Annotated in this window: 14 protein-coding genes, 1 tRNA gene and 1 pseudogene; 8 read left to right on the top strand and 8 right to left on the bottom strand. The window is 62.8% G+C overall.

Going from position 1 to position 13,727, the window contains the following annotated elements:
* Window positions 1–115: 115 nt before the first annotated feature.
* Complete coding sequence (locus CK224_RS30190; protein ID WP_095784327.1) at window positions 116–1,048, bottom strand: dimethylarginine dimethylaminohydrolase family protein; 933 nt, start codon at window positions 1,046–1,048, stop codon at window positions 116–118.
* A 32-nt stretch (window positions 1,049–1,080) separates the two neighbouring features.
* Window positions 1,081–2,667 carry an amidohydrolase gene (locus CK224_RS30185; protein ID WP_176478063.1) on the bottom strand — a complete coding sequence of 529 codons (1,587 nt, stop codon included), beginning with the start codon at window positions 2,665–2,667 and terminating at the stop codon, window positions 1,081–1,083.
* An 82-nt stretch (window positions 2,668–2,749) separates the two neighbouring features.
* Between CK224_RS30185 and CK224_RS30180 the strand changes: the two genes are divergently transcribed.
* The 5 genes from CK224_RS30180 to CK224_RS30160 all read left to right on the top strand — a co-directional run bounded on the left by CK224_RS30180 (window position 2,750) and on the right by CK224_RS30160 (window position 7,969).
* Window positions 2,750–3,646, top strand: coding sequence for a LysR substrate-binding domain-containing protein (locus CK224_RS30180; protein WP_095784326.1), 897 nt, complete (start codon window positions 2,750–2,752; stop codon window positions 3,644–3,646).
* A 380-nt stretch (window positions 3,647–4,026) separates the two neighbouring features.
* On the top strand, window positions 4,027–5,121 hold the full coding sequence (locus tag CK224_RS30175; RefSeq protein ID WP_066999257.1) for an ABC transporter ATP-binding protein: 1,095 nt from the start codon (window positions 4,027–4,029) through the stop codon (window positions 5,119–5,121).
* A gap of 67 nt (window positions 5,122–5,188) precedes the next feature.
* Window positions 5,189–6,301: an ABC transporter substrate-binding protein gene (locus CK224_RS30170; RefSeq protein ID WP_095784325.1), complete on the top strand. Its 1,113-nt coding sequence runs from the start codon at window positions 5,189–5,191 to the stop codon at window positions 6,299–6,301.
* Between the two features lie 23 nt (window positions 6,302–6,324).
* Window positions 6,325–7,158, top strand: a complete 834-nt coding sequence (locus CK224_RS30165; protein ID WP_066999251.1) for an ABC transporter permease — start codon at window positions 6,325–6,327, stop codon at window positions 7,156–7,158.
* 4 nt (window positions 7,159–7,162) lie between these two features.
* Entirely contained in the window at window positions 7,163–7,969 is an 807-nt protein-coding gene (locus CK224_RS30160; protein WP_095784324.1) for an ABC transporter permease, read from the top strand.
* A gap of 247 nt (window positions 7,970–8,216) precedes the next feature.
* Here the strand turns inward: CK224_RS30160 and CK224_RS30155 are convergent, their stop codons facing one another.
* The gene (locus CK224_RS30155) at window positions 8,217–8,408 is read right to left on the bottom strand and encodes a hypothetical protein (protein WP_095784323.1); all 192 of its coding nucleotides are present in this window, start codon (window positions 8,406–8,408) and stop codon (window positions 8,217–8,219) included.
* Between the two features lie 74 nt (window positions 8,409–8,482).
* Window positions 8,483–8,842, bottom strand: coding sequence for a metalloregulator ArsR/SmtB family transcription factor (locus CK224_RS30150; RefSeq protein WP_066999308.1), 360 nt, complete (start codon window positions 8,840–8,842; stop codon window positions 8,483–8,485).
* Window positions 8,843–9,268: 426 nt separating this feature from the next.
* On the opposite strand from CK224_RS30150, the gene CK224_RS30145 reads away from it, so the two are divergent.
* The 3 genes from CK224_RS30145 (at window position 9,269) to CK224_RS30135 (ending at window position 10,528) form a co-directional block, all read left to right on the top strand.
* Complete coding sequence (locus tag CK224_RS30145; RefSeq protein WP_245299680.1) at window positions 9,269–9,487, top strand: hypothetical protein; 219 nt, start codon at window positions 9,269–9,271, stop codon at window positions 9,485–9,487.
* A gap of 115 nt (window positions 9,488–9,602) precedes the next feature.
* Entirely contained in the window at window positions 9,603–9,848 is a 246-nt protein-coding gene (locus CK224_RS30140) for a DUF982 domain-containing protein (RefSeq protein ID WP_059186167.1), read from the top strand.
* A 437-nt stretch (window positions 9,849–10,285) separates the two neighbouring features.
* Window positions 10,286–10,528: a DUF982 domain-containing protein gene (locus CK224_RS30135; RefSeq protein ID WP_066999301.1), complete on the top strand. Its 243-nt coding sequence runs from the start codon at window positions 10,286–10,288 to the stop codon at window positions 10,526–10,528.
* A gap of 444 nt (window positions 10,529–10,972) precedes the next feature.
* Here CK224_RS30135 and CK224_RS30130 read toward each other — a convergent pair whose 3' ends face one another.
* From CK224_RS30130 to CK224_RS30115, 4 genes and pseudogenes are all read right to left on the bottom strand, one after another.
* Window positions 10,973–11,938 (bottom strand): glycosyltransferase, encoded by a 966-nt coding sequence (locus CK224_RS30130; protein WP_095784322.1) that lies wholly within the window; start codon window positions 11,936–11,938, stop codon window positions 10,973–10,975.
* A 95-nt stretch (window positions 11,939–12,033) separates the two neighbouring features.
* Window positions 12,034–12,285, bottom strand: a pseudogene (locus CK224_RS32550) (DapH/DapD/GlmU-related protein); the annotation flags it as partial.
* 330 nt (window positions 12,286–12,615) lie between these two features.
* On the bottom strand, window positions 12,616–13,275 hold the full coding sequence (locus tag CK224_RS30120; RefSeq protein ID WP_141245912.1) for an FkbM family methyltransferase: 660 nt from the start codon (window positions 13,273–13,275) through the stop codon (window positions 12,616–12,618).
* A 305-nt stretch (window positions 13,276–13,580) separates the two neighbouring features.
* Window positions 13,581–13,657, bottom strand: a tRNA-Arg gene (locus tag CK224_RS30115).
* Between the last annotated feature and the right edge of the window lie 70 nt (window positions 13,658–13,727).

Below are 13,727 nucleotides of genomic sequence, written 5' to 3'. Positions count from 1 at the left end.
TCGCCAGCAAGATGCGCAGGGCCAATTGGAGCAAAGACTTCTTCTATGAACTCTTTACTCATATGCGATAGCCCTGCCCTCAACGGGGGAGATTGGCAGCTTCGGCGCCGTGCTCCTACGCCTTCACCCGCTTCAGCGCCTGCGCCATGCAGTGAATGCCGCCGCCGGTCTTGGATATCTCGCTCATCTCGACGGCCGCCACCTCGAAGCCGCGTGCCTTCAGCTTTTCGATCAGCGTCTTGCTCGAGGTCGGCGCGATCACCCTGTCCTTGCCTAGCGACATGAAGTTGCAGCCGAGCGCCATCGTATCCTGGAAGGGCACGTCGATGATCTCGTGGCCCTTGCCCTTCAGCCAGTCGACGATGCCGGGCTCGGTGCAGGCAAGGCAGACGGCCGTGAGCTTTTCGGCGATCGGCACCACCATCAGGTCTATGTGCACGTAGTACTCGTCGATGAAGGCGATGCGCGTCTCCCAGCCTTCCTTGTCGAACCAGGCCTGCACCTGGCGCGCGCCCTCCTCCTGCGTGCGGGCGCCGCCGCAGCCGATCAGCACCACGCCTTCCTCGATGACGTTGAAGTCGCCGCCCTCGAAGGTGCCGGCGGTCACCATGTCGTAGATCGGGATGCCGAGCTTCTCATAGGTGCGGATGGCGGCGTAGTTCTCGCCACGCCGCCACCAGTTGGCCATTGCGGTGATGAACGCGCCGTAGGGCGTCATGACGCTGGAGTCGCGCGAATAGACCTGCATCGGCAGTTCCGGCGTCGGCTCGTGCCAGTGGATGGTGACGCCGAAATGCTCGTAAGCGGCGACGAGGTCCTTGTGCTGCGCCTGGGCGATCTGGATGTTGCAGGGCGCCTCGCGCAGATGCTTTCTGGACAGCGAACTGGTCGAAAGATGGCGAAGGAAATTGGGCGAGCCGAGCAGCACGTCGGTCAGAACGTCGGTCTCGTTGGCGAAGCCCCAGGCAGTGAGCGGCTTGGTGCCGCCATTGGGATTGCGGCGCTGCAGCGAGAACGGCTCGGCGACGATGCGGTCATGGACGGTCATGGTGTTCTCCTCGTGGGTCGGTCTGCTTGAGATCATTGGCTGCTCGGTATCCACCAGTCGCGCCCGCGCGCGGTGGTAACATATTCCGGCCAGCGGAAGTTTATCGGCGGCTCGTAGTCACAAAGCGGCGCGATCCAGTTCGAGCCGCCGGCGCCGCCGCCGGTTCGCTTGACGAATTCGTCCATGGCCGCATCGCGCGCCGCCTTGTCTTCCAGCAGGCGAAGCGCGGTGAGCGCGACGGTCTTGGAGGCGCAGGTCACCATCGGGTCGATGGTGGCCGCAATGCCGCCCAACGCATTCATCACCCAGGCGGGATAGGCGTGGCCGTTTGCCGAGCGCAGCGCCGGGCGGGCGACGTACAAGCGCGATGTCGGCGCGTGCCAGCTCATGTCGGTATAGTCGTCCGAGGTCGAATTCACCTGCGAGGGCGGCAGGTCGCGCCGCAGGATCGCCTCGGCCTCCTGCGGCGTGATAAGGCGCTCCAGTTCGTCAATGAACGGATTCTCGGTCGCCTCGCCGCCAGCATTGACCTGGACCTCGCGGGCGATCGCCCTCGCCTCTTCGTTCCACTGTGGCGGACCGACGGTCGAGAGCGCTTCATAGGTGATGCCGGCCATGGCGTGGTTGGCCAGTCCCGGGCGCGACTTCGACACCCAGTGGCGTTCGTAGCGGCAGCCGCTCATCTTCGCCGCCGCTTCCGCGTTTCTGTCGAGCACGGCGGTCACCTGCTCGGCCATGGCGATGGTCGGCACGCGGATCATGTACTGGATCTCGGCAAGGCCGGCCGGCAGATTGTCGGCGGTCGCCTGGCCCGCGGTCAGGATCGCCTCGCTAATCGACCAGCCGCCCTGGTGCGTCAGCATGGAATCGCGCAGCGCCTTGGAAGCCATGTACATCATCATCAGCGCGTCGTTGGCACCTGGCGCCCTGACCGCGGAATGCGCCTGCGGGATCGGGGCGCCGTCGCTTGCGCGGCCCCAGTTCTGAGGCTCGTCGCAAATGAAGCGGTAGATCATCGCATAGCCTGCGCCGCAATGCGTGTCCCAGCGCGCGGTGTTGCAGAGCGGCAGCATGTAGAAGGGATGAAAGGAGATCATGCCGGCAAGGCCGTCATAATAGCCCTTGGCGGCATGGATCGGCTTCGAGCCCCTCACCTTCTCTGCCGGCTCGCCAGTGAAGCGCAGCGTGCCTTGAATGCCATGCTGCTGCATCGCGGCCTTGGCGGCGAGCAGCCCGCCGAGGCTGCCAATGCCGAGGCCCGAATGCGGATCGGTATGGCCACCCGCCTCGACGCTGAGCCCCGCCCGCGGTTGCTTGACCGTCACGGCATCCTGGCAGTTGCCGGGCACGGCGTCGTATTCGGCATACATGCCGATCGTCGGTCCTTCGCCATTCGTCCAATGCGCGCAGAAGGCGGTCGGCATGCCGCCCGAGCCCTCTTCCACCGAAAAGCCCTCACGCTTCAGCCGGTCGACATACCAGGCTGCGGACTGGTACTCGCGCCAGGCGGTCTCGCCGAGGTCGAAGATGGTGCGCGTCCAGGCCGACAAGAGCGGCTGGATGCCGTCGATGCAGGCCAGTGCCGTTTCCTGCGCTGATGTCGTCACCGGTTTCTCCATGCCGCAAAGAAAGCAGTGAAGCGGCTCTTCAAAAAGTGATATGTTTTCCCGGCTCGTGCAAATTCGGTTCACCTGAGGCCTCTTGCGCATACCTTCCACGCAGGCGCTTCGCGCCCTCGACAGTTTTGCTCGTCACGGCAGCGTGTGGCGCGCGGCCGATGAACTCCACCTCACCCGCAGCGCCGTCTCGCATCAGCTGAGGCTGCTCGAACGCGACCTCGGCTTCGATCTCTTGCAGCGCATCGGCAAGGGCGTGGCGCTGACGCCGCGCGGCCAGCGCTATGCCGCCGATGTCAGGAAAGCGCTGACCGTGCTCGGCGACGCGGGGACGCAGAACAGCGGCGCCGGCGTCGGCGGCTCCTTCGGCATCTCCTGTCCGCCGGGCTTCGCCTCGATGTTCCTGTGCACCCATATCGGCGAGTTCCAGCAGATGTATCCGGACGTCGCGCTCTCGGTGCTGACGCCGCGGCGACTCGACGATGTCAGCAATCCGGAGGCCGACGCCTTCATCGCCTTCGGCGTCGGCAACTGGCCGAACCGCGCGGTGGAGCTGCTTTGCGAGGTCTCCTTCACCCCGCTCTGCAGCCCGACGTTGCTCAACAAGGTGGGCGGCTTTTCCAAGCCCGCCGACGTGCTGCGCGCCAACTTGCTGCATCTCAGCGATACCGAGGACTGGGCGCGCTGGCTGGCGCTGTCCAAGGTGGAAAATCCCGATACCGAAAGCGGCATCTTCTTTTCCGACATGAACCTCGTCTTCTCGGCGGCAATCGCCGGCCAGGGCATCGCCATGGGAGACGAGCTGACCGGCCGCCGGGCGCTGAGCGAGGGCCGGCTGGTCAAGCCGTTCGAAGCGACGGTACCCTCGCCGCGCTCCTACTATCTGGTCTTCGAGCATGCCAAGGCGGGCCACCCGGTACTCAATGCCTTCAGCGACTGGCTGCGGGCGAAGCTTTTGGAAAGCAGGCTGGCGAAGTATTGAAGGCGGGGGGACGCCGGCACGCCTTAGGATGTCCCTCGGAGCGACGTCCGGTCGCCATGCTCGGACTTGACCCAAAGATTCCATTCCGTGGCGATCGCGAAAGGCACGCTCGATCAGAATTCTGCACCGTTGCAACTCCCAGAGGTCACGGCATGGCAACCAGGGTCTGCGCGCGTCGCTCCGCTCCTTGCTCCGCCCTGGAATGACGACGGCATGAACGCTTTCGCCAATCGCGAAGCGCGCCGAACGCCCGAGTCCGGGAGACGCTCCCGCCACCTGCCCACCCGTGAATCAAATTTGCCGAACAGAGGAAAACTATTCGGTTGCGGTGAACGCGCGCCGTGCATACGATTTGAAACAAGCGTGAGGACGAAGGCAGGATGCAGCAACCCGGCCGGGCCGCAGAGATCAAGGCGAACGGGATAGGCAAGAGCTTCGGCTCGTTCCGGGCGCTGGACAATCTCACGCTCGATATCGGCCGCGGCGAGTTCCTGACGCTGCTTGGGCCATCCGGTTCCGGCAAAACCACCTTCCTGATGATCTTGGCCGGCTTCGTGCAGCCGAGCGAAGGCAGGCTTTTCAGCGACGGCACCGACATTACCGACCGGCCGGCCGAACAGCGCGCCGCCGGCATGGTATTCCAGGGCTATGCTTTGTTCCCGCATATGAGCGTGGAACAGAACATCGCCTTTCCGCTCAAGGTGCGCAAGAAATCGGCTTCCGAGATCAAAAGCCGTGTCGGCGAGATGGTCGAGCGCGTCGGTCTCAAAGGTCACGAGAAGAAATTGCCGGCGCAGCTTTCCGGCGGCCAGCAGCAGCGCGTGGCGCTCGCCCGCGCCCTGGTGTTCGAGCCGGGCGTGCTGCTTCTCGACGAGCCGTTCTCGGCGCTGGACAAGAGCCTGCGCGGCCAGATGCAGGCCGAGATGAAGCGGCTGCACCAGGAGACCGGCACCACCTTTGTCTTCGTCACTCACGACCAGAGCGAGGCGCTGGCGCTTTCCTCGCGCGTCGCCATCTTCAATCACGGCAAGCTCTTGCAGGTCGGCAGGCCGGACGAGGTCTACGACCGGCCGGCCAGCCGCTTCGTCGCCGAGTTCCTGGGCGAGATCAACATGCTGCCCGTGAAGGGCGTCAAGCCCGCCGATAATGGCGCCACCGGTGTCTGCGAGGACCGGGCGGTCAACATGCGCTGCAAAGCAGAAAAGGTCCGCGGCGACGCTATCCTGGCAATCCGGCCGGAACACATGTCGATCGCGCCGGAGGCAGCGGCCGGCGAAAACGGCATCGCCGCCACTGCTGTCGCTTCGACCTATCTGGGTGCGGCGACCAAGCTCGACCTGACCACGCGCCAGGGTGCGAAGGTCACCGTCTCGGTGCCGAACGAGGTGGCCGCGGCAGCGTTGAGCAAGGGCAATTCCGTCTGGCTGACCTGGCCGGCGGAAAAGGGCTTCCTCCTGCCGGACGGAGGACAATGAGCGCCGAAGCGGCGTGAATTCGCCGCGTCGGTTCCGGATCAGATCAATTAAAACAAGGGGAACTGACATGAACGAGACCAAGAAACAGACCATCGACTCCCTCGCAGAGAGGGCAAAACGCGGCGAGATCTCGCGCCGGCAATTCGCGCAGCTTGCAGGCCTCGTGCTCGCCGGCACGCCGATGCTGCTGCGCTCGACCCATGCTCAAGCCGAGACCAAGGGGCTGGTGCTGGTGAATTGGGGCGGCGACGCCATCACCGCTTACGACGCCGCCTACGGCCAGGCCTTCACCAAGGATACCGGCATCCCGGTGAAGATGGACGGCTCGGGCCCGACCGAGGGCGCGATCGCCGCGCAGTTCAAGAGCGGCGCGCCGACCTGGGACCTGGTCGACGTCGATCCGTTCTCGGCGATTACGCTGGGCGGCCAGGGCATGCTCGAGCCGATCGACTACAAGATCGTCGACAAGAGCAAGATGCGGCCGGGCTTCGGCTGGGAATTTGCCGCGTCGACCTACTTCTTCTCCTACGTGATCGCCTACGACTCGCAGAAGTTCGGCTCCAATGCGCCGACCGGCATGGCCGACTTTTTCGACGTGAAGAAATTCCCCGGCAAGCGCTCGCTCTACAAATGGGGCGTGTCGAGCTGGGAAGCCGCCCTGCTCGCCGACAGCGTGGCACCCGCCTCGCTCTATCCGCTCGACCTCAAGCGCGCGCATGACAAGATCGCCGCCTTCAAGGAAAACGTCGTCTCCTATTGGGGCGGCGGCGCCGAAAGCCAGAGCGTGCTGCTCAACGGCGAGGCTTCCATGGCGATCGTCTGGTCGACGCGCGCCTCGCTGATCGAGCAGGACTCGGGCGGCCAGATCAAGTTCATCTGGGACCAGGGCCTGATCTCGCCCGGCGCGCTCGCGGTTCTGAAGAACAACCCCGGCGGCAAGGAAGCTGCGATGAAGTTCATCGCCAGCACGCAGGATCCGCAGAAGGAACTGGTGATGTTCGACAAACTCGGCCAGGGCCCGGCCAACCCGGCGGCCGACGCGCTGATCCCGGCCGACAAGAAGCGCATCAACCCGGTCGATCCGGAAAACATGAAGAAGCAGATCCCGCTCGACATGGAGTGGTACGCCAAGAACTACGGCGCGGCGCTCGACGAATACACCAAGATCATCTCGGCTTGAGCGGGCGGAGATGCTGAACTGACATGAGGGGCACCCTCTCCGACAGGACGGGCGCGGCGCTGTTGATGGCGCCGCTGCTCCTGTTCCTGGTCCTTGCTTATGCCTGGCCTTTCCTCGGCGTGGTGAAGTGGAGCTTCACCTTGCCGACGCCGGGACTCGGCCAATATGGCGCGCTGGTCAGCGACCCGCTGGTGCAGTCGGTATTCGTCCGCACGTTGCGCATCGCGGCGATCGTCACCATCGTTTCCGTCACCGCCGCCTATGCGATTACGGTCGTCTGGGTGCGCGGCAGCCCGGTGCAGCGCGTGCTTGCGGAATTCTGCATCCTGGTGCCGTTCTGGATCTCGGTGCTGACGCGCGCCTTCGGCTGGGTGGCGCTGTTGTCCAACCGCGGCCTCGTCAACACCTGGCTGCAATCGATCGGCTTCATTTCCGAGCCGCTGACGCTCGTGCGCAACGAGTTCGGCGTCATCGTCGGCATGTCGCATTTCCTCATCCCCTTTGCGGTATTTCCGCTGGCTTCGGCCATGCGCAGCCTCGACGAGCGCGTGCTGCTCGCGGCGCGCGGGCTTGGCTCCAGCCGCATGCGCACCTTCTGGACGGTGTTCGTGCCGATGACGCGCTCGGGCATCATCGGCTCGGCGATGATCACCTTCGTCTTCTCTCTGGGCTTCTTCGTCACGCCGGCGATCCTCGGCGGCGGCCGCAGCGTGATGATCGCCGAACTCATCTATCTCCGCATCTTCCAGAGTCCGGACTGGGGACTGGGCGCGGCAATCAGCGTCGTGCTGGTGGTGTTCGTCGGCGCGCTGATGGCGCTCTTGTTCCGCTACGTCAAACCGAAGCAATTGGTGTAGCAAGATGCCCACCTACCGCCCCGGTCCCGTCTCGCTCATCCTCGCCGTCCTGGTGGCGCTGTTCCTGCTTATGCCATTGCTCGCCGTCATCCCGGTGTCGCTGACGCCGAGCCGCATGTTGACCATGCCGACCGGCGAACTGTCGCTGCGCCACTACCGTTCGCTGATCGAGGATCCGCGCTGGCTGGAGTCCATCTTGCTCTCGATCCGCATCGGTGTGGTCAGCAGCGCGCTTTCCACGGTGCTCGCGCTCACCTTCAGCCTCGGCGTGTGGATGTTCCAGCCGCGCTTCACCGCCGCCCTGGTCGGCTTCGTCCTTTTGCCAATGGTGGTGCCGCCGGTGGTCTCGGCGGTGACGCTGTATTTCCTGCTCACCTCGGTCTCCGGCATCTCATCCTTCTTCGGTTACGACACCTGGCTGGGTGTCGCGATGGCGCATTCGGTGATGACGGTGCCCTTCGCCACCGTTCTGATCCTGGTCTCGCTCAGCCAGCTCGATCGGCGCATCGACCTCGCCGCACGAGGCTTGGGTGCCAGCGTGTGGGAGCGCGCGACGCGCGTCATCATGCCCAACATCAAGTTCGGCATCGTCACCGCGGCGCTCCTCTCCTTCGTGCTCTCCTGGGAAGAGATCGGCGTGACGCTGTTCATCACCTCGGTGAACGCCATCACGCTGCCGCGCCTGATGTGGATGGGCCTGCGCGACAACATCGATCCGGCGATCGCAGCCCTTTCGGTGATCCTGATCATCATCACCGTGCTGGTGCTCGCCGCGCGAAGCGTGATTGCGCGCCGGCGGGCCGCACCGTAAATCCGCGGCTTTGTCCCAAAACGAAAGAGGCCCGCCGGGAGCGGCGAGCCTCTGACGGTGCCAAAGTGTCTGGCCCGTGGTGATCCGGGGGTGTGGATCGCGTAAAAGTCTAGCCACCCGAAGTCCGGCGCGCGATTTACAAATCCGTAAACCTCGGCGTGCCGGGAGCAGGCGGCGGCGGCAGAAAAGTGCTATAATATCATCGGCTTGTGAGCATCCGCGACCGCGCCGGCGCATCATCCTTCAATCAAAAGTGATGGGAGGACTGCGAGAAGTCGGGCCGGATCGGCGACGACGGCGGCCAGCCCGTGACGACATGACGAAATCCGGCCGCTACCGGTTTCTCCGGCAGCAGCATTCTGGCCAGGATCGCGTCCCGGCGAATGAAGTGATGATAAAGTGCGGCCAGGGCAGGTATGCCCGGCCGGCGCATTGCCATCCTGTTTGCATCGCGCCTTCAGAGGGCGCGCCGTGCAGGCGAAGGCTGCTCGCCCTCGCCCGCGTCGGAGCCGTTCAGGCGGCCTGCGGCGGCCGCATTCTTTCGACAAGAGCCTGCCGGGCCGGGCCGGCGAGCGGCCTGTCCATGGTCAGCAGACCGTCGAGCAGAACGAGGAGCTCACGCGCCGCGGACGACTTGCAGGAATAATAGACCATCTGGCGGTCGCGGCGGGTGTCGACCAGGCCAAACCTGCGCAGTTTGGCCAGATGCTGGGAGAGTGCGGACTGGCTGAGTTCGACCTTGTCGGCGAGCGCGCCGACAGACAATTCCCCCTCGGCCAGGTAGTTCATGATGAGCAAACGCTTCTCGTTGCCCATCACCGCAAGAAAGGCTGCCGCGCTTTCTGCGTTGGCGGTAAGTTTCTTGGTCACCATCGGTTTCCCCATGTTCATGCTCTTCCGAGGCCACGGGGGCAATGGCTTCGGAATTCCAGAGCATTTGATGGGCCTGCTCCGACACGCCGTCGGAACCTGCCCTGCTTCTTTGTTCGACCAATACCCTCCGTAACCCGGTTGCCACCACGTCGGGATCTTGGTCTCGGACAGCCTGCGCCGCGTTGCTGCGCGACGCAAGTTGGCGCAGACTCGGAATAATTCCGCGCCGCTAATGAGTATCAGCGCTTCGTCCTTTCAGCAAGATAGCGAAGCTCGCCCCATCTCCGGCATGCCGTCGGGCAGACAACGAGACGAAAACCAGACCGGCCGGGCGCCGCGAAAAGTACTCGCGTTGTCGCCGTTTCCTTGAGGACTCACTCTCGTTTCCGAACCCGTGCTAATGTTTAGCCGGGGAGCAAGGGGGACATGAGCTGGAGGAAGAAGCCCGTGTCCAATATGTCGCGAAACACATTCACGCCCGCCGAGACGGCGCTGTTGGGGCGTGTCTTCGAGAGCGGCCGCATCGATGGAGAAACCGAAGAGCAGAAGGAGGCGCGCGCCTCCCGCATCATCGCCAATTACATGGCCGGCATCACCGATGAGACGGAACTCATCGAACTGTCCCGCAAGCCGCTCGGAAGATAGGCGGCAGCCACGCCTGCTACCGGCGCGCTGCTCACATCCTGTTGAAATATCGGGATGAAACTTGCCGCGCGGTGGCGCGTTTATCATCCGCTCACAACGCATCAGGGGTTTCGCGATGATCCAGGGATGGTTTTCCAGGCCGGTCGAAGTCGCCGTCGGCGTGGCAGGCTCGATCCGACACATTTCCAACGCCCAGCAGGCTGTGGAACTGCTGACGGGCCAATGGCGCGACGCCGGCAGCGCGCAGCATGGCGCGGCGCTGCGCGCCTGCCGCCGGGCTATGAGCGGCGACGTTCCGGCCGACAATGCCAGGGAAGCCTTCATCAGCGCAGCCCGCGAAGCGCATGTGCTGGTCGAATAGTCCCAAGGCGGCATCCTGTCTTCTGCAGAAGAGCGACACGACGCGCGAATTGACCGGACGCTTCCGCGCCGGCCGAAACCGCTGCTTGCTGTCCGGTTCGATGTAAAACTGGCTGCGCCCAACCTCCCAATAGAGCCCGAAAGCGGTCCCCATCAGCGTGGCGACGGTAATGGTGGGTGCGGGCGCGGCAATCACCATAGAAGGCTTCCCGCGTTCATCCGCCTGTCGGCACATATTTTTGCGCGGCGCGCCGGCGCAACGAATCCGCTGCGTGAGCCAACTCCGGCCGCCCATCGCTGATCTCTAAAATTCTCCGGAACCTTATCGGCAGTTTTTGGTTAATGCGCGGGTCCGCCGATCATCCCGGGCCCGCATCCCAACAGGCGCCTGCCGGCGCCGTTGCTTATCAAAAGACCAACATACGAACGGAGCATGTGATGAACGACGTCTGGTTTTCCGAGCCGGTCGTGATCGATTTCGAACCAAGCGGACATCGCAAGGTCTCAAGCTGCTTCGAGGCAGTCGAATGCCTCGACCTGCGCTGGCCAAGGCGGGCGCGCGACCGCGCCTGGCGGTCGGCAAGCCGCGTCTGCCGCGACGCGCTCGACGGCTTGAGAAGTCCTACCGAAGCCCGCAAAACCCTGCGCAAGGCAGCGAAGGCCGCCGGCCTGCTGGCCTGAAGCGTGTCGCGATCCCGTGCGGAAAAATCCGCCACCCGGATCGTCTCGAATTACCGCCAAGGACTTGCTCCCGGCAGCCCGTAAGCCAGAAAATTCGGAACATTGCAGCCGCCGACCTGTTACTTCCCCGTAGTCTCCTGACTACAGGGTTCCAGACCCAAGCCGAGCCCGTTCCGGCTTCCCATCGCCGGGGCGGGCTTGATTTTGTGCGGTATCGGTTGCGGCATCCCGGCGAGTGAGAGCAGCGACCGACGCATACTTTCAGCACGCCCTTGCGGACATCCTGACGGGGCTACATGAAAACGCCGGCCGCTGGACTTTCGGGGCGCCTGTTGTTCAGGCCGTGCCATTTCAACGAGCCGGCCGCCGGCGCTCAATGCAAAGAGAGAGTCATGGTGAACGGGCGGCTAATATCCACAGGATGCGGCCGATTTGGCAAGAAGATCAGCCAAACCCGCCGAGCACCTCCGGGAATTGTACGGCCATCGCGCCCTCTTCCGCTTGCCTTGCGTAGATCTGGTGCATTTTCGCCGCGTCGTAACGCGCGCGGCGGCGATGCACGTCGTTACCGAAGAGACCGCCGACGGCATCGAAGCGGCGGAGGAAGCGTTTCGTTATCCCGCGCTCGAACGGCAGCCGCTGCCGGAAGGGCTTATTCCAAGGCGTATCCTCTGCCAGATCACGCCAGATCTTGAGGGCTTCAAGCTCGACTCCAATCTGGCTGCCCCAAGGCTTGCCGCCCGCGAAATGCCGTGCATAGGCCTGAGAAAACCGATAATCCCGGGCCCCGTTCGACATCAGATTCCAGTTCGGGTGCATCGTCTGCCATTTGCCCTCGAAGGCGACATTGAGCGCGTTCTGGTCGTTCATTTGTCCGTCAACGGCGAGCTTTCGGGCCTGCTTCAACAGGTCTTCCTCTCGCACCGGCCGCATGTTGAAGACGATAATGCCGGCATTGAAATAGGGCGCGCCCGGTTGCATCGACATCTCGTCTCGGTAACCCGGGCGGAAGTACATGTAGTCGTCGTGGGCCGCTAGCAGGTGCGCGTGGATAGGCTGGTCCACCAGATCGGCAATGTCGCGGTTGAACAGAACGTCGCAGTCGATATGTGCGATGCGATCGTATACCGCGAATTCGCTGAACCGGTCGGCGAACAGGCGGATGAAGGTGGCGACGCTCCCCGGCCGAAAACGGTAGCCCGAGTTAGCCATGAAGTTCGTCACGTCCACGATCCGGACACGGTCTTTCAGCAACCGATACGCAATGCCGACATCGTCCTCATTTGCCCCGAGATGCATGATGAAACCAGGCGTCGTTTTGCGCGAAACGTCGAGAATTCTGCGCGCTGCTAGGCATGCATACGGAAAGTACTTGGCATCTGCCGCCAGAAAAAAACACGAATTGGTCATTTGAACCGTTTGTGGGCCTATTTAGCCCTAGTGCCTGTCACAAAATGCTTCTCGATGAAAGTTTCGATGGGACCAGTGAGGGCGCCCGCCTCTCTTTTTATTTTATCGTCCTCCCACTCCCACCACCGGATTGCCAGCAGCTTCGAGATGACGTCTTGCGAAAAGCGATATCTGATGAGCCGGGCTGGAGACCCGCCTACGATCGCATAGGTCGGCACGGCCCTAGTGACCACTGCCCCGGCGCCTACCACCGCGCCATCGCCGACCTCAACTCCTGGTAAAATTATGGCGCCGTGGCCGATCCAGACGTCGTTGCCGATCGTGATGCCGCCTGGTTTGCCGCCATTTCCGATCGGCTCCGGTTGGTTCAGTATCCGGCTGTGGATTGGAAATGAGGTGGCGCTGCCGGTCGAATGCTGACCGGAGCACATGAAAAGCACGTCACCCGCGATCGAGCAGAAGGCCCCTACTTGCAAAGGTGATTCCTTCGATGGGAACAGAACCTTTCGCCACGTCACGCCGTAAGTGTGGCGGCCGATAGCAACATTCTCCGGAAGTTTAGAGCTGGCATCCCGCAACCATTTGGAAAAGATAGACATATGCAGAGCTCCCCGCAGCCCTTCTGCGATTTAGCAGTAAATGAGCCAGCCATAGCTCTCGTGATTCTCAGCCTGAGATCAGCCCCAGCCCAAGTCTATATTGGTAATCCCGTCTCTACTGATGCGGTCGCGAAGCACGGCGATCCGATTGGCCAAATCCAGCGAAAGCCTTTCGTGCGTCTCCACCAGAACATGACCGATGGACCGATAGATGCCGTCATCGAGCATGGACTCGATGCATTCCGCTTCCGCACCCTCAATGTCCATCTTAATAACGGCAATCGGTTTCTCGATCCCTCTCAGAAACTGCACGAGATCGATCACCTCGACTTCAACGGCGGGGCCGTTCGCGTGCTCGGGCACCTCGAAAAGAGATGACCACTCGGTCATCCGGACATTTTTCGTGTCGGGCCTCTGATTAAGGATTGCCGTCCTCGCGGAGCCGCCTACCGCTTTTGGAATGATCGTTACCCGCTCGTCATTGCCGAACCGGCCCTTCAAGATCTTGAGAGCCCTAGGGTCCGGCTCAAAGGCGATTACCTTCATGCCATAGCTGAGAGCGTGCCGGGTAACGTCGCCTACATTGGCCCCGAGGTCGATGAAAAGGCCATGGCGCGGAAGGGATTTCATCAGCTGATGAAAGTCGAACTCAGCCTGCCTCTTCGGACGCGGCGGACGATGCCATCTGCGATACAGATGCCAGCGCAATACAAATTCGAGATAACTTTCCTGTAACACTCTGAGTCCGTCTGCCCTTCGGCGCGGATATACTGGGCACCGCGCGCGTCTTCAAGCATCCAAATTCGTCAAGGCGCCGTGTTTCCACTTGGATCAGACATTCAGGTCATCGGCGGGCGATCACCTCGGGAACGATCGCTTTCATGCCATCATCGAGCGTTCCGTGGGTGTCGAAGCAGGCGCTGAGCGCGAACTTGCCGCCGCTTCGGCCGCAAGTGGAACCGCGAAAAGGATTAAAAGTTGGAAATCGGTTCTTTTTCGAGTTGGAACCCTTAGCCGGGAAAGCGCTAAGTGATTGAAATTAATGGCGATCCCGGCAGGATTCGAACCTGCGACCATCGGCTTAGAAGGCCGGTGCTCTATCCAGCTGAGCTACGGGACCGCTGGCCGGCCGGAGCCGGCTGATGCGACTATGCGGATCGATCTAAAAGGATGATCCGCTCCGATTTTGT

Origin of the sequence: Mesorhizobium sp. WSM3862 (assembly GCF_002294985.1) — a bacterium.
In the GTDB taxonomy this organism is placed as follows: Bacteria; Pseudomonadota; Alphaproteobacteria; order Rhizobiales; family Rhizobiaceae; genus Mesorhizobium.
This window is presented reverse-complemented; position numbering and strand designations above follow the sequence as displayed.